Source organism: Vibrio sp. N418 (assembly GCF_000222565.1).
Taxonomy (GTDB): domain Bacteria; phylum Pseudomonadota; class Gammaproteobacteria; order Enterobacterales; family Vibrionaceae; genus Vibrio; species Vibrio scophthalmi.
Window position 1 is genome coordinate 207,694 of sequence record NZ_AFWD01000035.1, and the last position, 21,059, is coordinate 228,752.

Consider the following 21,059-nt stretch of genomic DNA (forward strand, 5'->3'; position numbering starts at 1 on the left):
ATTAAGCGTGGCCCAGCAAACGAAAATTCCAGTTTTCCACTTCGCCTGTAGCAATCCGTTTTTCGACATTAGCACGCCAACTATTAGACAAGCGCTCTTGGGCAAGCAGTTCCTCTAGCCCCTGTGGGTTTAACGGATCACCAAAGTAACGCTCACAAACGGCAAGGATCGAGAGTGGATTTTTCACTCGCTCAAGCAAAATCAAGGGCTGATCTTGACTCACTTTACCCGCTCGTATCACTCGATATAGCCAACCGCAACGGCTGACATCTTGTATATCGACAGAAAAATTTTCGACACCCCAGCGCTGACTCAGCTTCATACAAGGTGAGCGTGGCTGGCTAACTTCAATAATTGCTTCACCCCATTGGTAACGATCCCCAATGCACACATCCGACTCAGTCATACCCATCGAGCTGATGTTCTCTCCCATCCCTGGCGCACACCATTGGGAGTCACTGCGGTATTTATTCGCCCAGTAGTCATAATGTTCCGCAGGATATTGATGCAAAGCGCGCTCAACGCCACCATGAAATTTAGTCTCAAAGCACTCATCTCCTTCTAACCCCGTCGGAGTAAGGTGGATTTCATCCGTCACTTGAGATTTATTCATAGCGGTTTGCATACCATGAAATTGTGCGACTTTACCGCGATATACTCCGGCAATAGGATAGATTGTCATGGTCATTGAAGCTCCTTACTCGTCAAGATGTGAAGAAAATATCGCTGAGTGTACCAGCCCAATAATGCAAGATTAAAGCCCAGCGTTCAGGATAAAATCACAACTCGATGCTAACCATCACACAACGGCATAAATCGACTACTTGCAGATGAACGCAACACGCCATTACACCAAATTTCACTATTTAACCAATGGAGTCGACGTTTGCTCTTCACCCATCGTGCTTGCACGCAGAGCGTTTGTCCAATAGGTATCGGCTGATGAAAGCGCACCTCTAAGCTAGCCGTCATAGCAGTAATATCTAAATTGAATAGACAATGCAGCATGGCACTATCGTGCAACGTCGTGATCAAACCGCCTTGCATTACGCCGTCGTAGCCCTGCACCTTTTGTGTTGCTACAATCAAGGCTTGAACGCTATGGGTGTTTGTTGGGATGAACTCAATACATTGTTCAGAAAAGAATGGTTGGCAACACACCGCGCATTGGCAGTGTGATTTGGCTGTAGATGACACCATTGTTTACCCTTATTTTTGAGAGAGAAAATCGACATGGCTCGGCCTAAAATACAACGCAAAATCTGTACTCGCGCGCCTTACTCTTGCTTTAAGCCTAATGGCGTACCGATGACAGAGCTGCAACACATCGAACTCCAAGCGGAAGAGCTGGAAGCGTTACGTTTAGCCGATCAAGAAGGGCTGAGCCAACTCGATGCCGCCGCGCAAATGCAGGTCTCTCGCCAAACCTTCGGCAACATCGTTAAGCGGGCCCGAGCCAAAGTGGCAAATTGCTTGGTCAACGGTCATGCCTTGGTGCTAACAACTGATCAAGATACGCCTGTGCAAACAGGATCGGCTGACTGAGCAGCTAAGCAGCTAAGTAACTAAGCAACCAAGTAACCAAGTAACCAAGCAACCAAGCAACCAAGCAACCAAGTGGCTCACCTGTGTTAAGTATTGGGCTCACTAATTTGGTACAAGGTTTTACGATGTTCATCGCACACTTCTTCGCAATTGCATTCACGCTCAATATCGATATTGGCTAACCCGCCACAACTGCCTGCAATGGATTTACGAGAAAAAAGCACACCAATAGCCATCAGACTAATCACCGTAATAAAACCAATCAAAGCGAAGACAAAGGTCATTTGGCGATCCTTTTTATCAAGGTAAAGCCTTTTTTCAGTGAACTCATCAAGGGTGATGGGGTGTTGGCGGCTGATTGACTACCGCATGCTTTTTTACTGCCACAACAACGGGTCGACTTTTTAGGTTCCTTACCATAATCCAAACAGGTTACTGGCATTAGCACAGCGTAATCCAACTGGCGAATATCCGCTTTTGGCGGCGCAGCAAAAACCTCAAGATTAAGATCAAACAAAGCACTCAGCATTTTCTTACCGATTGAACGCACGACGACCGCGTTGACGTTTTGTGCGGCCATTAATGCCATCCACTGCTTTTTCTTACCACAATTCGAAGCCGTTTCTTCAAGAGTGATGAGCTGATAAGTGCCAGTAGTTTGATTGAAGATCACCACTTGTGGCGCACGAGAGAAGTGATTGGAAACAAGATTATCAAGACAAGGAATTGCGTAGATCATAGTGGCTCCTGCCCTATAAGAACAAAAGCACACTATATTGCCAGTTATTGGCATATGCCAATAACTAATTTGAAAAATTAGATTGTGAAAGTTATCGCAATCAGTGTGTCACTAACGGCTCACCTTTCTTAGCAGAGTATCAATCGATGCCTTAGGCGTTTTTGCTATCTTCGTCATTAATTCAAAACTTGGCTGCGAAATTCCATATTTATCGCGTAAGGTCGCCAATTGAACACGCCATAACTTTGCCGTCATTTCCGCATCTGCTAATGCTCGGTGAAATACGCCATCATTATCGATTTGGTGATAACGAACTAAATCCCCCAACTTGTGGGATGACGTTTCTTGATGCAATCGGCGTGATACCAATAAAGAGCATGCAAATTGGCCATTGTAATCGCGTTTAATGAGTGCAAGTTCACCATCTAAAAAACGTTGATCGAATGATGCATTGTGCGCCAATAAATTACTGCCTTGAATAAAGTCAGCAAATTCATCCATCACTTCTGCACAGCCCGGAGCACCACTTAGCATATTGTTGGTAATACCGGTATAGCCTTCAATGAAACTGCTCACTCGAAAACCTGGATTCATCAAGCGTTGAAATCGATCAACCACTTCTCCTTGATGCAATTTCACGGCACCAATTTCAATGGCTCGATCACCTTGTTGAGGAGAAAGTCCCGTGGTCTCGAAATCGAGCACAATTATTGAATCCGCCATAGAAGGAATAGACACACATCACCTATATCAATGTAAAAATACCCGCGCAGTGTAACCACACTTACCGGTTAGCGCAAAGCGCATTGAGCGCTGTTTTTTTGCGCAAAAAAAAATTTGACCTATCTCATTAAAATATCAAATTTTATCGCCAAATTTTTGGCTGTTACATTTGTTCAATAAAGAGAATCGGCTTTAATCTGGTTAAGCTAAATTAAATTAAAAACAATATTAACAATAACTTATAGCAAAATAGCTCTCACTCAATTATCACCGCCAAACGCCAAATTTCAGACTGGTCACCAAAGTGATTCATAAGCGATCTCTTACTGTTCATATTTATCTATTTTGTAAAATATTGCGTTCAATTGTTATCGCTATAATCAGCGAGATTTCATAATTAACAATAACTAAGCACGTACACATTCATAAGGGTATATGAACATGTTCAATAGTATTCGCACGCAAATTGCTGTCGGCGCGGGGGTGGCGATGGCCTTTACCCTATTGATCGCGATGGGGATGACGACCAACGCTTTTACCAAAGTTAACCAACAGATTTCCAGCAAGGTTTCTGACCAGCTGACTGAAGCCACCACTTCTCACTTACGTTCTACCGCTTCAGAACAAGGCAAAACTATCGCCAATGAGCTGTTTCCCGTCACTCGTAGCTTAAGCCAATTACGCTCAATTATGGAGCAAAGTGCCCAAGATCATGCCGGAGCTGATGCGCTGGTTAATCATTTTACGGCGGCGCTAAAAGCCCAAGATGAAGCGGTTTTTGCCGGTTACATGGTATTTGAAGAAAAAACCTGGCCGCTGGAAAGTGAAGCAAAAGCAGGAAGCGCTTTCAACGAAAACGGCGTATTGGCGCCTTTTTTCTCTCCTAATAATCAAGGCAGTTTTGATGCTTTGGGCATGGCAAGCTTTTCCAACACGGCCATGAATGCTAATGGTGAGCGCGTCGACGATTGGCACCTAATGCCGTATCAAACGGGTCGCACCTTCGTGATGGAACCTTACATGTACCCTGTGCGTGGCAAGCAGGAACTGATCACCACCATCAGCCAACCAATCAAAGTCAACGGCAAGATCATTGGTTCATTGGGTTTCGATCTGGCACTGACCCAATTACAAGCGCAGAGCCAATCACTCGCGAGTGATCTATTTGAAGGCGAAGGCAATATCATCATCGCTTCTTGGAAAGGGGCAACGCTGGCTAACGCCAATCTACCCGCGACTGTCGGTAAAAAAGTCCCGAGCCAGCTATACAATCAATGGTCAAAAATCCAAAACCTCGCCTCAGGCACAACGATTGGTATGATGACGCAAAACGGCCAAGAGTACGCCATCACATCTGTTAACACCTCTGGTGCAGCATGGATTGTTATCGTGTCAGTACCAACTCATGTATTGCAAAAGAGCATTGCCGACTTCAATAGTTGGAATAGCGAGATGAATAGCCAAGCGATCCAGCAAGGTGTGACCGCCGGCATTTTAGCGATGCTATTTGGGGTGGCCGCAATGACCTTTATCGCACACTCACTAGGCAAAGTGCTAGGCAACTTAGTGGAGCGTTTCAAAGATGTCGCACAAGGCGATGGCGATCTGACTTATCGCTTAGAAGTGAAAGGCAAAGATGAAACCGCCCAGCTATCACATTGGTTCAACGCCTTCCTAAGCCGTATGCAAGAGATGCTACGATCGGCAAAAGAGACCGCGGTTCAAGTGGATTCAAGCGCTCGCAAAGGCCAAGAGAGTGCAGACATATCGAAAGATAAGCTCAACGGTCAGCTAAATGAAGTCAATTCACTAGCAACAGCCATTAATGAAATGACCGCGGCCGCACAAGAAGTTGCCAACTCAGCGGTACAAGCTGCGACAGCGGCAAGCCAAGTCCAATCTAATAGCCAAAATGGTATGACACGCATGGATAATGCAGCCCATGCCGTTGAGGCATTGGCGCAGCAAGTCAACAATGCCCAAGTGCAAACACTGAGTTTGGCGGAATCGAGCGCAAGCATTCAAGGTATTCTGTCTGAAATTGGCGGCATTGCTGAACAGACCAACTTATTAGCGCTCAATGCAGCGATTGAAGCGGCACGCGCAGGTTCTGCTGGCCGTGGTTTTGCCGTGGTTGCGGATGAGGTACGTAACTTAGCCAACCGCACTCAAAGCTCTACTGAAGAGATTCGTAGCATGCTGGCACTTCTAGAGCGTGATACCCAGACAATTGTTGAATTGATGGAGCAGAGCCAAGAACAGGCGGCCGATACCAAGGATGAAACCCAAGCAGCGCAAACGGCCTTAGCAGAGATCAACCAAGCGATTGATGTAATTAACGACATGAACAACCAAATCGCCTCTGCTGCTGAAGAGCAGAGTTTAGTCGCAGAAGAGATCAACCGTAATGTAGTGATCATTAACGACACCGCCGTTGATGTGATGGACACAATGACGACGTCTGTTGATATCAGCAATGAGTTGTCAGGACGCGCCTCTGATCTTCACGATGAGTTGAACAAATTTAAGATCTGAGTTTAACCCTCATGCTACAAATCGCAGCGCCCAATTGGGCGCTGTTTTTTTATTTCGCTATCTCGAAGGAAGCAAAGAACGTGGCCTCAATATACTCACCACTAAGGCTGACCTTCGATTATTTTTACCCCTGCCGGAATATCAACCCAAGATTGTTTTTCTTTCACCCACACGTGTACTGTTGGTGCAAATAGTGAGTCATCGGCCAAATTCACCGGTTTAAGCTTGAGTTTGATTAACTGCGGATGCTCGGGATCAAAATGATAAATGCGGTTACCACACCCGCCACAAAACTTGGCACAATTGACATTGCCACTGTCTGCGGGCCGGCTCCAATCTGACATCTCACCATCAAAATCGATATCTTCCGCTTTCACTACTGCTGTAACGCTAAAAGGCGCTGTCGAGAGCTTCTGGCATTCTTTACAATGGCATGCCGCCACCATTTGCGGTGCCGCATTCAATTGATAAGAAACTTGGCCACATTGGCACTGTGCTGTAATTGGGTAAGTCATATCTATTCCTTTATCTATGACGATCATTTATCGCTTGTAGCACACAACTATCGCAATAATACCCAGTAATTTTCAAGCACAATGATGTTTTATATGACGTAACTCAAACGAGTCATTCTTAAACGATCTGTTTCCACCATCGCCTTCCCGCTTAATGTTTTTGCTTTGTTATCAACATTAAAAACCGCATCAACGATGTTTGTGCATCACGATTTAATAATCGGCAAGCGGCGGTTAAATCCGCAGTAGTTGTGGGCTGGATGCCTTTGATATCGAGTGCAACATCAAGCTCTGTTATGTGTAGGGCACGAGTAATGGCGCGAAACTGAGACAATTTCATATCCGATTCGCCTCGTTCAATACGCTGATAAGTTTTTAAGCTCATACCCGCAATCTCGGCAATTTCCACGCGCGTCATACTGGCTGATTTACGTCTGTTAATTAGAACCATCACTATAGGGTCAATCATCACAAGCTCCTAAAAAGGACAGATTTGACCTATCTAACGCAATAAGCAGACCATGTTGACCACCTCATATTTACCCCCTATTCCACTGTTCGCACAATGCGCTGATTTTTAAACAGTTAGCATCGAACCGTTGGTATTAAATGAAGAAAAATAATGAAATTTTTGATGCAGAGTGCAATGAGACACTTCGCAATTTGCGACTCCTTATAGCAAAATTAATTAACGACATTGAGCAAATTGCGATGGATTCACGAGGTGAATCTTTAACGAAAATTAAGCAGTCTCAGTACCGCTTATTAAAATACAAAGAGCTATTATTACACTTACCTCACATTGATGAGAGTGAGCTGCTTTTTGCTCGTACTGAACTGTCGAAAAACGAAAAGCAAATAGCAAAACTCGGTATTGAAGCGCTGACGTTTGCAATTGATGAACTAGACAAACAACTGACTTAGCCATTAAAACAAAAAAAGCCGAGTAAAATCGGCTTTTTTAAACGATAGAAGATTTCGCGTTAGTCGATCACTAACGAACCATCGGCATTGAACTTCCAACAATCACCATAAGCCACTTCCCATAGATGGCCATCAGGGTCGGCAAAATAACCACTATAACCACCCCAGAATACATCTTGAGCAGGCTTTTCAATTGTGCCACCAGCCTTCGCCGCTACGGTTAGAATTTCATCAACTTCACCGCGACTACGCGTATTGTGTGCGATCGTTACTCCCGTAAACCCTTCGCGATAACCAACGTATTTATTAGAAATGTCACGAGCAAGAGCATTGATCGGATATAAGGCTAAGCACACGCCACCGGTTTTGAAAAATACAATGCCTTCAGCTGGAGAATAAGTGGTTGGGAAACCAAGTGCTGTATAGAAGTTATACGATGTCTCTAGATCTTTTACGCCAAGCGTAATAATACTAATACGAGGTTCCATTTAAGCTCACCTTATTTGAATGGCGCGAGGTCATAGATGGAAAATATAACCACCATATTGGAGGTAAATTCATCTTATGCACGCCAATGTTTATCTCAATTGTGTGAAGTATAACCATATTTAATTCATGTAAAAACCAAATTTTGTTAACAAAATCAAAATTCCAGCTTATCTGCGACATCAAAAACACATAATGATGCAGCTCATCGTTTACAGAAGCCTCTCCACGCCTATCTGTGATCTTCGACACGAGAATTGAATACTGATCTCATTTTTTTGTAAAGAAATGCAACTACATGTCGATATCTTAACCGTGTTGGACATCTCTACGAATGGAAGTCATCGCCGAATAGGGTAAGCAGGCGTAAAACCTCACAATAACGACATGCTATAAAAAGGCAGATCAACCAATGAAATTAAATTCAATTAGCATCAAGCAAAAGGTGGTGGCGGGTATCACCTTAGCCGTGCTTTCATCCACAATTATTATGGGCGTCATCGCCCAGAAACAGTCTCGTAGCTTACTTGAACACCACCTTATAGAAATTGAGCTTCCGTCAATCCTTGACGACATTAGTAATCAAATCGACCGTGAAGTAAGCGAAATGCTGCTGGCGGCTGAACAGATTACCAATAACGAGTTTATTAAACACGCTGTCGATGGCACTGAAATCGATGCCAGTGTACAAGCGATGTTAGTCCAAGAGCTCAAGAACGTTCGTCAGCAATACGACCTGAATGATGCCTCGGTTGCAAACCGAGAAACGGCTTATTACTGGAACCAAGACGGTTTCTTACGTCAGCTAAACCAACAACAAGATGGTTGGTTTTTTGGCTTTACTCAATCGGGTAATGCAACCTCAGTCAATATCTTTCAAGAGCCAAATGGCGATGTGAAAATGTTCACCAATTTTCAGCTATTGCACGGCTTAACCATGGCTGGTCTATCAAAATCAATGGACGACATGGTGTCGCTACTTAACAATTTTAGAATTGAGCAAAGTGGCTTTGTCTTCCTTACGGACGCGAATGGCAACATCAAAATTCATCGTGATGGCAACGCAACACGCAGCTCTTTGGATAATCTTTACGGCGTTGGTACTGCGAAACTACTTAATAAGTCAGGTTTCAATCTCATCGAAGCGGAATACCAAGGCGAACAGGTCTTTGTTTCGAGCACCTACGTTCCATCCATGGATTGGTTCGTTGTCGGCGTGGTGCCTGTTGAAGAAGTGTTTGCTGATCTTGCCGCAGTAGCAAAACAAATGATGCTCACCACCGCCTTTATTGCGGTGCTATTTATCATCATGGGTGTGTTATTAGCCAATAGCATTACTCGCCCTATTCGTGCTATCGCAGCGCGTTTTAGCGACTTAGGCAAAGGGGATGGGGATTTATCACAACGTATTGAAATTACGAGTAGTGATGAAATCGGCCAATTGTCAGAAGGCTTTAACGGCTTTATTGAAAAGATCCACCAATCGATGAAAGAGGTCGCATCCACCAGTCATGCACTGCAATCTGCGGCGGATAATGTTTCTAACCGTGCCAACTCAACCTACGACAATAGCCAGCTGCAACGCGACCAGACGATTCAAGTGGTCACTGCGATCAATCAGATGGGCGCAACCATTAGTGAAATCGCCTCAAACGCTGCAACCGCCGCAGATACCGCAGCGCTCGCCTCTGATAATACTCAGATGGGGCAAAACGTCGTCAACAAGGCGAAAAATGTGATCAGCCGTTTAGCCGCAGACATCGACCATACTGGCCAAGTCGTGGGGCAGTTAGCGTCAACCACTCAAGAGATCGGTTCAATTTTGGATGTCATCCGCGACATTTCAGATCAAACGAACCTACTTGCACTGAACGCAGCGATTGAAGCAGCACGCGCGGGTGAGCAAGGCCGTGGATTTGCGGTTGTTGCAGACGAAGTTCGTAATCTAGCAAGCCGCACCGCATCTTCTACCGACGAAATTCAGAAGATGATTAATCAGCTACAAGGTGACGCGAAAGATGCGGTGACCGCAATGGAAGCGGGCAAGGCGCTGACTTATGAAGGCGTGTCATCGTCTGACGAAGCGGCCGAAGTTCTGACTCATATCTCGGAGCGTATTCACGATATTACCGATCGTAATACCCAAGTTGCGACGGCAACCGAAGAGCAGTCAACCGTGGTTTATACCATCAACAACAATATCGAAGAGATCAACGCGATCAATGAAGCAACTACAGGGACAGCAGAGGAATTGGCTTTAGCGAGTGGAGAACTCAAGGAGCTTTCTCAACGTTTAGATACCATGGTGGGCAGCTTTAAGCTGTAGCGCTTACGATACAACGCTTTTAATACACCAGAGCCTCGCATCGCGAGGCTTTTTAATGCTAATCAGACTAAGAAGATAATTAGCAACGCGAGCATCCTTTCCCTTTGTGCTGGTAATCGACCACATTGCCATGCTTATCCAGAGTCAGATCGCAGCACTCTTCAAACAGTTTTTTCAGCTCCATTCGGCTTTTTTGCACGCGAGATTTCAGGGTGGAATAGCTGACACCTTGCTGCTCGGCCAACTCTTTTTGACTCATGCCATCAAGCTCAACGTGGCTAAGCAAGCTTGCACTCGCCTCAGGCAAAGCGTGAATAAACGGCGCGATACAGTTTGCCAGTTCTTGCTCAACACTTTCAGGCAATTGTTCAAACCATAAATCATCCGCTTGTAGATTATTATCGCGTTGAGTACGAGCACGCTTGCGATAAAAATCGATAATGGTTCGCTGCGCCAATTGAAACAACCAAGACTTCACGCTTGATTCATTTTGTACATCCGACAAGCTTTGGTAGGTCTTGATCAAAATCTCTTGTTGTAAGTCTTCAACGTCTGCCTCATTAGCGACTTTACTATGCAAAAACGCTTTCAATGAATGCTGGTATTGGCGCCATACTTCATCAAGATTAAGTGAGTTATTGGCATTTTTCATCAGCGCAACATTCCGCTTGTAAAAAACCAATCACGCCTTCTAAACATTGATATTCAGCCACACAATACAGAGTTCGCCCTTCGCGACGTTGACTGATCAAACCGGCTGAAGCAAGGCTGGCAATATGATGAGATAACGTCGAGCCTGGAATATCTAATTGCTCTTGTAATCCACCCACCGCAATGCCTTGATACCCTGCTTTCACCACACTTTTGTAGATAGATAAACGGGTTGGATGGCCAAGCTCTTTTAACGCTTTAGCAACAGCTTCGAGTTCCATTGTATTCACCGATTAGTTTGCTCCGATTTACTATACATTTCCAAAATAATCGAAATATTACTAAAAAGCAATCTCGTTACTTCAAATCGCGTGTGTAGGGAAAAGTTTCATTGGAACTATTTCCACTAAGTTGAAATTCTGATGGGAACCGATCACACAAAAAATCGGTATAGTAAGAAGGCATTGGATAAAAGGTTCATGTCAGCGGCTATAATGTGGTTACGTCATGAGCGTAGACATTGGTTCTTAAAGCACCTTTTTGAAAGCTCCTTTTAGAACAAAGGTATAGTTCCAACGCTTAACCTTTGTCAACCATCTGAAATCCCTCAAACTTGTTGAGGGATTCGGTTCTTGATTCGATTAAGAATTAACGCTCATTCGATAGACGTTCAAGCAGCATCTCAATCTTGTGGTTACGGTATTCGTTCAAAACTTCGATTTCTGAATCGTATAACGCACCGCTGAAAGAATCTTCAAAACGTTCGTTCAACTCTTCGCCTTTCTCTAACAGCGCTTCTAACATTTCAACCGCGTTATTACGGTCTTTGCGCGTGAATTCTTCAGACTGTACCCAGCCTTGAATCACTCGGAAATTCAGCCAGAATTCACGTAGGTCCAACTGTAGAATATAGTGAGAGAACTCTTCTTCATTGATCGTAGGAACGATCTGTTTCAATTGAGCTTGTGACTCTCTCACTTTATCTAGTGTTACTTGTGCTAATTGACGTTGTTCTTCAGTTAAACCTTTAACGCCCGACAATTTAACAGAACCCACCACCACTTTGTTATTCATCACTTCAGAGCTCAGAATATTCCAAAGTTTTGTTGCTTCTGGCGCTGTCAAACCGAAACGCTCTTTCGCGTATTGACGAGTAAAGCCTTTGACCTTGATTGGCTCTTCTTGCTCAATCGCGGTAATAAATGCAGATGTACTCATGCGGAACGCATCGTTAGGGTATGAGTGAGGATAAACCTGACGAATTGGGTAGATTTCAACCGTTTCAACCTCACCACTGAACCAGTTATAACCATATTCACCTGACGTTGACCATGAGGTCAGTACCATACCTGTATATCCTGCTTTTTTCGCTTCAGGAATATAATCAGCCATGTTGTTCAGATGTTTTTCCCATGAGTTGCTATGGTAATCATCTGGGCCCGAACGAATCGAAGGCGCCCCCCAAAACTGAAGATCGTACTGTTTGATTAGATCGCGAGGATCCGAGCCGAAACGATCAAAGTCCCAACCGTAGTTCCAGTCGATGTAGATCACATTCTTAGGCATATCTTTGATAGCTTCAGGATGTTTTAGAATCATATCAGCCCAGATAAGTGGCGTTTTTCCGCGCTCAGTAACGATTTCAGCAATCATCTTCATGTAGTCAACATAGATCTTTGACTTTCCAGCTTCTTCGCCCAAATCCCCCCAAGCATCTTGGCAGTTTTTACAGTCAAGAAGACGCGTTTCATCACCACCAATGTGTACGTATTCAGAGTTGTGTGTTGAGAACATATCATCAAATAGTTCTTCAAACAGATCTCTTGCTGCGTCTAGTCTTGTTGGATCAATTTGAGAAAGCTGTCTTGCGTCTGCTCGTAGGTAGGCATAACGCTCATGCATTAAGATATATTCAGCATGGCCAAAGTTCTGCTGAAGTGGGATAACATCAAGACCTAAGCCTTCACTGTACTCAATAAACTGTTTTACTTCTTTACGTGAGTAAGCATATTGATTCGAGATTATGCTGTGCTTCTTGTATGGGTAAGACGCTTCCCATTCCATGATAATCGTGTTGAAGCCTAAAGAAGCGACCTCTTTTGCCATCGCTTTTAACGCTTCAATCGGCATCACTTGGACACGAAAATCAACGTGATAAGCAACAACCGGCTCTTCGTTAGCATTCTTCTCAACTTGCTCATTAGCTATAGCGCCTTGAGAAGCACAAAGTAACATGGTTCCTAAAATAGAAAGACGACTACGTTTAAACCAAGAGAGTCCAAATTGACTCCGTTTATTACGTTTAAGCATGTTTGTATTCCTTACAAAACTAGTCAGTGAAAAAAGCGCGTTTTAATCCCAGTTCAAGACCTCGAACTTCAGCTAATCCTTTAAGGCGACCGATCGCAGAGTAGCCCGGATTGGTTTTTTTATTTAAATCGTCAAGCATTTGATGACCATGATCTGGGCGCATTGGGATCTTACGTACATCACCAGTTTGCTCGCGGCGTTGCTCTTCTTTAAGCAGAGCCTTAACCACGCCATACATGTCGACATCGCCTTCTAAATGCGCCGCTTCATGGAAACTTTTCGCATTTTCTTCGCGTTGAGTAGAACGAAGGTGGGTGAAGTAAATACGCTCGCCGTGTTTCTCGATCATGCTGACTAAGTCGTTGTCGCCACGTACACCATAAGAACCAGTACACATGGTTAGGCCGTTTTTCGGGCTAGGAACGTTTTCAGTTAGCCAATCGATATCTTCGATGGTTGAAACAATGCGAGGAAGACCAAGAATCGGACGGGGTGGATCGTCTGGGTGTACGGCCATCTTGATGTTTTCTTCTTCACACACTGTCATAATTTCATTTAAGAAATACACCATGTGCTCACGCAATTTGTTTTTATTAATCCCTGCGTAACGATCTAATTGCGCTTGGAACGCTTCAAGCGTGTAACCTTCTTCCGCACCAGGTAGACCCGCGATAATATTCGCGGTTAATTGCTCAATTTGTGCCTCAGTCATCGCATTATAGTAAGCCAGTGCTTCTGTTTGCTCTGCTCCGGTGTAATCTGCTTGTGCACTAGGGCGCTTAAGAATGTGCAGTTCAAAAGCGGCGAATGCGATTTGGTCAAAGCGTAATGCTTTTGAGCCATCCGCCATCTGGTATTCAAGGTCAGTTCGAGTCCAATCCAGTACTGGCATGAAGTTATAACAAACGGTATCAATGCCACATTGAGCAAGGTTGCGTAGAGTTTGCTTATAGTTATCAATCCAAAGTTGGTAATCACCACTTTGTGTTTTGATTTCTTCGTGAACAGGTACACTCTCCACAACAGACCAACTGAGGCCTTTTGCTTCGATCATCGCTTTACGTGTAAGAATTTCTTCTTTTGACCAAATCTGACCATTTGGTATGTGGTGTAAAGCGTTTACAATTCCAGTGGCTCCAGCTTGACGAATATCATCCAATGATACTGAGTCGTTAGGGCCATACCAACGCCATGTTTGTTCCATAATTTTCTCTCTTAATAAGACAGTTGTGTCGGTGATTAAAGTAGTCGGATTCGGTCTTTAAAGCGGGTGATGAACTGTTGATTCCACGCATCGCCACCGGTCGCATTACCGCTTTTCCAAATCGGTGGCTCAATGCCTTGTTTCGCCAGTAGGTTTACGGTTTCAATCACAAGCGCATTCAAAATGAACGAGTTGGCGAAAGTCGACATTGCCGCCACTTTTTGGCTAATCCCGTCAATTTCAACCACTGCGTCACCAACTTGCACTTTGCAATCCAGCACGATGTCTGCCACTTCAAATAGATTCTGCTTGCTTGGATGGCGTGCGGGGTGATCAAGCGGAGTCTGCTGAGCATGCTGCACTGACGTCACGGCAATAACGGTCAGTCCTTTCTTTTTCGCTTCGAGCGCAATATCCAGAACCGCCGCATTAATGCCATATGCGTTGATCAGCAATAGCACTTCACCCGCTTGTAAATTGTGGTTACTTGCCACAATTTTGCCGTAATCAGGCAGACGCTCGATTGCCATTGAACGCAGTGCGCCATTGGTCAGCAATGTACCTTCATCAATGATTGGGTTGATATGCATCAACCCACCCGCGCGAAAGAAAATCTCTTGTGTGGCAAGGTTTGAATGGCCTCCAGCGGCAGCCACATGAATGATTTTATCTTGGGCGATTTGCTCGCTTAGCAATGCCGCAGATTTCAAAATCGCATCGTATTCCGTGGTTTGGATTTGCTCCAAATGCGCGGTAATACTCTGTAAATAGTCAGATGTTAAACTCATTATTTATTAAGCAGTGTACACTGCCTCTCCCGCTAGAATCGTTTTCGCTACGCTCAAGATGCCGTCGCGTTTCTCAAGCTCAACCAAATCAGCACGTTGGCCGACAGCCAAGTGACCACGTCGTGATAGATCCATAAATTGTGCAGGTGCTGCACTGGCTTTATTCCAGGCGCTTTCTACATCCAGCAAGTTCGCGCAAGTTAGGTAATTGATGCAATCCAACACAGATTTCGCAGAACCTGCAAGAAGCTCATCGTTGCTCGCGAGGTGCAGTTTTCCTTCTTCTGTCAAGATGACATCACCGCCGATATGAGTCTGATAACGACCCGGCTTCATCCCCCCAAACGCTGTGGTGTCACTGGTTAAGATCACTTGATCTTGTTTCGCTTTCAAAATCACTTTGATAACTGCAGGTGGAAGGTGGAAACCATCTGCGATAATCGCAGTCCATAAGTTGTCTTCTGCAAGTTGCTGCCAAATGTAGTTATGGTGACGGTGGATCTGTAAGTCGCAGCCATTACCAAGATGCGTTGACATTGTCGCGCCTAATTGTGCAGCGTGTGCGATCTGCATCGGCGTAGCAGCCGAGTGACCAATGGACACTTTGATGTTATTAGCAACACAGTACTCAATGGTTTCTGCCAATCCCTGTTCCCACTCGGGAGACAAGGTCAGAATACGCAGCTGATCTTGTGACTCTTGGTGCCATTTCTTAATCAACTCAACGTTTGGCGCTTGAACATAATCACGATTGTGAGCACCACGAGGGCCGTCATTTGGTGAAATAAACGGACCTTCTAAGTGGTAACCAAGCAGACATTGATCAAGACGTGAGTCACTGCCTCTCAATGACTGGAATGTTTGGAATAATTTGCAAATATTCTCATCACTGTTAGTAATCACTGTTGGGTAGTAACCCGTTACGCCATTACTAAGCATTGCTTCGGTAGCGTGGATCAAGTCGGTTTTATTTAGGGGTAGCGTATTAAAATCCACCCCTGCAAAACCGTTCACTTGTAAGTCCAAAAGACCCGGTGCGATGTATGGCAAGCTACTAGTATTTTGAGTGTCTAATGACTCAATCGCCGTAATCATGCCCGCTTCTGTAATCAGTTTTACAGGCAGATCAGCAAGTGTTTTACCTTCAAAAATCATAGTAGATCCGCTCCTGAATCTTTATCTAGGAATAGCGCAGCGCTCGCATGATTTCTTAGAATTGACGCCGGTAGATCTTCGTTGATATCACCATTAATCATGGTTGTTATCGCTTGACGTTTCGTTGGTGCAGGTACGATACATACCATATGTTTCGCACTCACTAGCGTTGGAATCGTCAAAGTAAGTGCGAACTCTGGGACGCTCTCAAGGTCAGCAAAACAGCCGTCGTTCACTTGCTGTTGACGACATTGAGTATCAAGTTGAACCTTTTTAACCACTTCTTTGTCATTAAAATCTGCCACCCATGGGTCGTTAAATGCAATGTGACCATTTTCACCAACGCCTAGACACACAAGATCGATTGGCGCTTCTTGCAGTAGTGCACTGTAACGTTGACACTCTTCTGCGCTGTCTTTGGCATCAATATTGATGAAGTTTGCCGCGTGTGGTTTAACATCATCGAGTAGCGCTTGTTTAATAAAATGGCTGAATGCTTGTGGTGCGCCCGTTGGCAAACCAATGTACTCATCCATGTGAAATGCCGTCACTTTTGACCAATCAATTTGGCCAGAACGCTTCAGATAAGCCAGAAATTCGTTTTGTGATGGTGCAGATGCAAAGATAATGCGAATCGAATCTTGTTCATTTTGCAGTTTAACTAATAACTCTTCCGTGTATTTAGCTGCTGCTTGGCCCATCGCATCGCGTGTTTCATACACTTGGTAATTCAATTGATCTTTTTTATTGTTGATAAGTAAAGTCATGTTATTTCTCTAAAATTAAGTTAGCTAGCGCGAGCTTTAAACTTGTTTCGACCGTTTGATCAAACGTCGAAGGTAAATAAAAGTAGTAAGAAGACAAATCCGCTTCATACCCACCTTGGTTAATTTGTTCTGCGGTAGCGATATAGCCAATCATCCCGTTGCTATACCCTACTGCGAGCGCTTCAGAGTCTATGCTTTCGGTAATGTAACGCTGATACTCGTTGACGACTTCTGCGTTAATCGTGACCAATTTGATCACATCACAAATATTCAACCAACCAAGCTTCACTGAGTGTGTGCTTGGTGTTGTTGAATTGTCCTCTGATGCCTTTTCCAATCGAATGAGCTGCTGCTCTGCCCATTCAAAATGAATATCGTCCGGGGCAAAATCCGCTTGGTAATTCGTTAGTTGCTCTGCGGTGAAGCGGCGCGCTAACGGCAAATCAACCGTCTCTTCCCGGTAACAGCATGTCGCAGTTGGGATACGCTCAACACTGGTTGTCAACGCAGCTAAATAATTGTTTGCCAGCTGCTTTCCTAGTTGAACTACATCGCCAAAATCTCCGCGGTAAAATCGATTAGATCGACTTAAATTCGGCCGAATATCACCACAAAATCCTTGCAAGAACAGGCAGACCGCATTGGGGTAGTTTTGCTCTATTGCATCACTGACCACCCCTGGATATTCGCCAGATAAGGTGTTTTCAGCACTGATCGTCGGATGGCAATGGTTATGCACCATCAACGCTTTCACTTGCCCGCTAAGGCTAACGAATTGCCAAATGTGTGCGCTATTATCAAACGCCACATTTGGGTTTGGAGCCATCTCGACACAACCTTGGGCATTAACCACACGGCGATGCACGCCAAAATCACAAATACTACGTGCACTTCTGATTTGCACTGGCTCTTGGTTATTTTGCGCTTTGAGTAACGCCTCTATCACCCACTCAACCAGCACTTGGCAGTAATCATGATTGACTTCGCCAAGGCGCGGAGAGTGACCATATTCCGTTTGAAAACTCGAATGGCTGTGAGTGGCACAAATTTGTACATTTAAATGCTTTAATTGCGGATGGGAAGCAGCACGTTGGCGAATCTCGGTTGTCACTGCCTCACCGACAAATAGCAACTCCAAGCTAACGATCGCTACCGACTGATTCAGCACCAAACACCGGCAATGAATCGGCATTGCAACACGCTTATATTCGCCAACTCGAAAATCAAAACCACCAAGGGGCATAGGATCGACTGGCATAATGTAAATTTTGCTGCAACCCACTAACATTGAACTTCCTTCTCTATTTGCGATTCAGAGGCAAACAGTGACACCATCAATTGCAAGTTACGCATAATGTGGAACGGATCTTTAACTGGTAAGGCAACCACTTTATCCAGCGGCTTACCTTGGCGGTCACGAATCTGTGTCCACTCACCAAATTCAGCATTTGGGAAGGTCGACAATACATAGTGTGCCGTTTGCTCATACATAGAGAACAAAGCTTCATCACCACTTAGCTTGTAGGTTAAAAGCAACGTATAGAGTGCTTCAGAATGCACCCACCAAATCTTGGTATCCCAAGTATCCAGCACTAAATTCTCATAAGGATCGTCACCTAATAAATCGCCACTAGGCTGGGTGCCTTGTCGCGAGGTATAACGGTATAACCCTAAATATTCTTTATCCCACCCCAGCGTCCACATCATTTTGGTGATAGTGACAATCTTTGGTAGGTAGTCTGGTAACAGACCTAACAAGCTTGCCGCTTCAACACAAAACCACATGTTCTCCAAGGTGTGACCTGGCGTGACATGTTGTGCCAGCAAAGTTGTGTGATTCTCTTTCGCGGTGCGCATTTCGAAAGGAATCAGTGAATCCGAATCATGAAAGTCGTTAAAAATACGCTCTAAGCTCGTTTGACACGCGGCTTTCAGCGCTGCCAATTGAGGGTGTTGATATTTGATGGCGTAGCGCAGTAATTCATTGTTTACGCCAAGAGTAATCATTTCAAATGCATAGGGCTCAAAGCCCTCTGCAGCTGGATAAGGTTCACTACGAACCTTACCGCTATTAAGACGAGCTCTAATGCTCTGATAAAGCGTCATTGCCTTTTCAAAATATGAAGCTTCACCAGCAACATAGGCATACTCACAAAATCCCATTACAACAAAACAATCGGCATAGAATGAAGTATCAAAGCCTGCACCTGGTACTTGTTCTTTTTTGTCACCTTGTTCGGTGAGAACAAAGCTGCAGTGCCCGTTTTCAAGAAATACATGATTATCAAGAAACTCAGCAGTTAACTTTGCATGGGCCAAATATTCGTTTGCATTTCCTGCCAGCTGACCTTGTTGAATCAAATAAGCTTGTCGACACCAGTTCCATAAAAAGCGACCTTGTGACCACGTGAACTTATCGTGACTTAATAACGATGAACCCTCGTTATTAAAGCAGGTGAAAACACCACCATGTATTTCATCAATGGCAGCCTGCCAGAAAGGAAGAACATTATTGACCAACTCTTCGTGCCATTGGCTTGCGACCGTGTGTAAGGAATTTTGTGAGCAATTCATCTTATTTACTCTCTGCTAGATCTAGCTTCACTTTCGCTTCGACTTCTACGTCATCACGGCTTAGTTTCACCATCAATTCTTCGATTTCTGGTTTCACTTTAAACTTACGATTGTAAACAGCAGCAAGGCTGAAGAATGTAAGCGAGCAAATTACTGGACCACCCACTGAAAGTGCCATTGATGGGTCTTCAACGAAGAGACGAGTGAAGACAAATACCGATAGACCTATAGCCATTGAGCCAAGAGCTGACTTAGGACCACAGTGTTTGTAGAACGGTAGTAGACCTAATACCATCGGAATTGACGCAGGACCGATCAAACCACCAAACCAAACGATGATCAGGCCGATGATGCCGCCAAAGTAGTCTTTATTAAGCGCGATTAAGATAGTAGCGAGGGTAAATGTGAATGTTACAATACGAGCCACTTTTAGTGGGGTTTCGCCATTCTCATTCTTAAATTTCTTACTGATTAGTGGCAAGATATCGCGAGATAGTACAGAGCTGATTGCGTTTGCATCTGATGCTACCATTGAAAGCGTTGCAGCAAACATTGAAGCTAGAACCACACCTACGGCACCAGCTGGTAAGTATTGTACTGTCATCATCGAGTAGACTTGAGTTTGGTCAGCAACTGCTAGATCTGGGAGCAAAATTGGTGCTGCCCACATAGGTGCAAATAGCAACAATGGCCAGATTAGGTAAAGAACTGATGACAACACCATTGCTTTACGCGCATGACGACCCGTTGGAGAAGCAATAAAGCGTGATGCAAGGTTCCAAGTCCCCCCAGTGTAGCTTAGGAAGATAACCACACTGAAACTGATGAAGAACAATGGTGAATATTCACTGTTAAACCAGTTGCCGTGACCTGCAGGCAGTCTGTCCCACATTGAGATATAGTTTGTACCCACTTCACCTAATTGCTGTTGAATGATGAAGAACATCGCCAAACCAGCTGCAACTTGCACCAAGAATTGGAAGAAGTCATTCATTGTGTCAGCCCATAGACCACCAACTGTCACATAAAGCATTGCTATAAAGCCAGCAATCAAGATTCCGTAGTGAATTGGCACACCAGCAAAACCGTATAGCAATACACCGATCGCTGCATATTTACCGGCTGTATCTAGAAGTTTTAGTAGCACACCTAACCAAGCAATAACTTGCTGAGTTTTCGTATCATAACGAAGGCGAAGATATTCCGTCGGTGATTGAATATTAAGAGCTTTGCGTAAACGAGCCCAACGAGGTACAACTAACCAGGCACCAACAAAACATGCAAGTGCAACGTTTAATGCCCACCAGATATAAAGGTTAAAACCAGTTGAATAGGCAATTGCAGCGTAACCTGTGAATACTACGCCTGAGTAACCTGATACGTGGTGTGAAACCCCAGCTAGCCACCAAGGCAAGCCACCACCTGCCACGTAGAAGTCATTGGATCCTTTAATTTTCCGATAGGCGTTTAGGCCTATGCCTATCATAACTAAGAAAAAAGCTACCAGAGCTAACCAGTCAAGCCATTGCATAGTGTCATTCCTTTTCCATTAATATTTATTCATTTCTAAAATCGATAGAAATGAGCGTTATTTCAACAACGCAAACATAATAACACTCAGTGTAATTATATATAATTACACACAACGTAATTATATGATAACGCTCACGAATAATATTACAAAAACAATTGAAATCAATTGCTTAAGTAAGTAAACACAGATCACAAAACCAAAGTGACGGTCAATAAGTGAACAACCTCATTGGTAGGTAGAGCAGGTAAATGATTGAGTAATCACGTGCGAGTGGTTATCATGA

The 21,059-nt window shown here is 44.3% G+C and carries 22 protein-coding genes; 4 read left to right on the plus strand and 18 right to left on the minus strand.

The features are described from left to right. Position 1: 1 nt before the first annotated feature. The gene (locus tag RH86_RS06375) at positions 2-688 is read right to left on the minus strand and encodes an MOSC domain-containing protein (RefSeq protein WP_009385611.1); all 687 of its coding nucleotides are present in this window, start codon (positions 686-688) and stop codon (positions 2-4) included. A 104-nt stretch (positions 689-792) separates the two neighbouring features. Then, a complete protein-coding gene (locus RH86_RS20105) occupies positions 793-1,200 on the minus strand; it encodes a PaaI family thioesterase (protein ID WP_009385612.1) in 408 nt (135 codons plus the stop codon). A gap of 33 nt (positions 1,201-1,233) precedes the next feature. Here RH86_RS20105 and RH86_RS06385 point away from each other — a divergent pair, with 33 nt between their 5' ends. Continuing rightward, positions 1,234-1,545 carry a DUF134 domain-containing protein gene (locus RH86_RS06385; RefSeq protein ID WP_009385613.1) on the plus strand — a complete coding sequence of 104 codons (312 nt, stop codon included), beginning with the start codon at positions 1,234-1,236 and terminating at the stop codon, positions 1,543-1,545. Between the two features lie 86 nt (positions 1,546-1,631). Here the strand turns inward: RH86_RS06385 and nqrM are convergent, their stop codons facing one another. From nqrM to RH86_RS06400, 3 genes are all read right to left on the minus strand, one after another. After that, positions 1,632-1,829, minus strand: a complete 198-nt coding sequence (nqrM, locus tag RH86_RS06390) for a (Na+)-NQR maturation NqrM (RefSeq protein WP_009385614.1) — start codon at positions 1,827-1,829, stop codon at positions 1,632-1,634. After that, positions 1,826-2,284 carry a NifB/NifX family molybdenum-iron cluster-binding protein gene (locus RH86_RS06395; protein WP_009385615.1) on the minus strand — a complete coding sequence of 153 codons (459 nt, stop codon included), beginning with the start codon at positions 2,282-2,284 and terminating at the stop codon, positions 1,826-1,828. The genes nqrM and RH86_RS06395 overlap by 4 nt, the downstream gene beginning before the upstream one ends. 111 nt (positions 2,285-2,395) lie before the next feature. After that, positions 2,396-3,007, minus strand: coding sequence for a PolC-type DNA polymerase III (locus tag RH86_RS06400; protein WP_009385616.1), 612 nt, complete (start codon positions 3,005-3,007; stop codon positions 2,396-2,398). Between the two features lie 441 nt (positions 3,008-3,448). Here RH86_RS06400 and RH86_RS06405 point away from each other — a divergent pair, with 441 nt between their 5' ends. Next, positions 3,449-5,542 carry a methyl-accepting chemotaxis protein gene (locus RH86_RS06405; RefSeq protein ID WP_009385617.1) on the plus strand — a complete coding sequence of 698 codons (2,094 nt, stop codon included), beginning with the start codon at positions 3,449-3,451 and terminating at the stop codon, positions 5,540-5,542. A gap of 101 nt (positions 5,543-5,643) precedes the next feature. On the opposite strand, the gene RH86_RS06410 is transcribed toward RH86_RS06405, so the two are convergent. Together RH86_RS06410 and RH86_RS06415 are read right to left on the minus strand one after the other, a co-directional pair. After that, entirely contained in the window at positions 5,644-6,057 is a 414-nt protein-coding gene (locus tag RH86_RS06410; protein WP_009385618.1) for a GFA family protein, read from the minus strand. 151 nt (positions 6,058-6,208) lie between these two features. Beyond that, entirely contained in the window at positions 6,209-6,526 is a 318-nt protein-coding gene (locus RH86_RS06415; protein ID WP_009385619.1) for a helix-turn-helix domain-containing protein, read from the minus strand. Between the two features lie 140 nt (positions 6,527-6,666). Between RH86_RS06415 and RH86_RS06420 the strand changes: the two genes are divergently transcribed. Then, positions 6,667-6,981, plus strand: a complete 315-nt coding sequence (locus RH86_RS06420; RefSeq protein ID WP_009385620.1) for a hypothetical protein — start codon at positions 6,667-6,669, stop codon at positions 6,979-6,981. Positions 6,982-7,040: 59 nt separating this feature from the next. Here RH86_RS06420 and RH86_RS06425 read toward each other — a convergent pair whose 3' ends face one another. Next, positions 7,041-7,469 (minus strand): VOC family protein, encoded by a 429-nt coding sequence (locus RH86_RS06425; protein ID WP_009385621.1) that lies wholly within the window; start codon positions 7,467-7,469, stop codon positions 7,041-7,043. A 410-nt stretch (positions 7,470-7,879) separates the two neighbouring features. On the opposite strand from RH86_RS06425, the gene RH86_RS06430 reads away from it, so the two are divergent. Then, complete coding sequence (locus tag RH86_RS06430) at positions 7,880-9,793, plus strand: methyl-accepting chemotaxis protein (protein ID WP_009385622.1); 1,914 nt, start codon at positions 7,880-7,882, stop codon at positions 9,791-9,793. A gap of 79 nt (positions 9,794-9,872) precedes the next feature. Here RH86_RS06430 and sigZ read toward each other — a convergent pair whose 3' ends face one another. The 10 genes from sigZ to RH86_RS06480 form a co-directional block, all read right to left on the minus strand. Then, on the minus strand, positions 9,873-10,445 hold the full coding sequence (sigZ, locus tag RH86_RS06435) for an RNA polymerase sigma factor SigZ (protein WP_009385623.1): 573 nt from the start codon (positions 10,443-10,445) through the stop codon (positions 9,873-9,875). Further along, on the minus strand, positions 10,429-10,725 hold the full coding sequence (locus RH86_RS06440; protein WP_005597725.1) for an ArsR/SmtB family transcription factor: 297 nt from the start codon (positions 10,723-10,725) through the stop codon (positions 10,429-10,431). Before RH86_RS06440 ends, sigZ begins: the two co-directional genes overlap by 17 nt. 367 nt (positions 10,726-11,092) lie before the next feature. Continuing rightward, positions 11,093-12,754 carry a family 20 glycosylhydrolase gene (locus RH86_RS06445; protein ID WP_009385624.1) on the minus strand — a complete coding sequence of 554 codons (1,662 nt, stop codon included), beginning with the start codon at positions 12,752-12,754 and terminating at the stop codon, positions 11,093-11,095. A gap of 19 nt (positions 12,755-12,773) precedes the next feature. Next, the gene (uxuA, locus tag RH86_RS06450) at positions 12,774-13,958 is read right to left on the minus strand and encodes a mannonate dehydratase (RefSeq protein WP_009385625.1); all 1,185 of its coding nucleotides are present in this window, start codon (positions 13,956-13,958) and stop codon (positions 12,774-12,776) included. 35 nt (positions 13,959-13,993) lie between these two features. After that, positions 13,994-14,746: a sugar isomerase domain-containing protein gene (locus tag RH86_RS06455; RefSeq protein ID WP_009385626.1), complete on the minus strand. Its 753-nt coding sequence runs from the start codon at positions 14,744-14,746 to the stop codon at positions 13,994-13,996. Positions 14,747-14,752: 6 nt separating this feature from the next. Continuing rightward, entirely contained in the window at positions 14,753-15,901 is a 1,149-nt protein-coding gene (locus tag RH86_RS06460) for an N-acetylglucosamine-6-phosphate deacetylase (protein WP_009385627.1), read from the minus strand. After that, positions 15,898-16,668 (minus strand): glucosamine-6-phosphate deaminase, encoded by a 771-nt coding sequence (locus RH86_RS06465; RefSeq protein WP_009385628.1) that lies wholly within the window; start codon positions 16,666-16,668, stop codon positions 15,898-15,900. The genes RH86_RS06460 and RH86_RS06465 overlap by 4 nt, the downstream gene beginning before the upstream one ends. Position 16,669: 1 nt before the next feature. Further along, complete coding sequence (locus RH86_RS06470; protein WP_009385629.1) at positions 16,670-17,956, minus strand: hypothetical protein; 1,287 nt, start codon at positions 17,954-17,956, stop codon at positions 16,670-16,672. Further along, a complete protein-coding gene (locus RH86_RS06475) occupies positions 17,950-19,242 on the minus strand; it encodes an AGE family epimerase/isomerase (RefSeq protein ID WP_009385630.1) in 1,293 nt (430 codons plus the stop codon). Before RH86_RS06475 ends, RH86_RS06470 begins: the two co-directional genes overlap by 7 nt. Before the next feature lies 1 nt (position 19,243). Further along, on the minus strand, positions 19,244-20,773 hold the full coding sequence (locus RH86_RS06480) for a sodium:solute symporter family protein (protein ID WP_009385632.1): 1,530 nt from the start codon (positions 20,771-20,773) through the stop codon (positions 19,244-19,246). Positions 20,774-21,059: the final 286 nt, after the last annotated feature.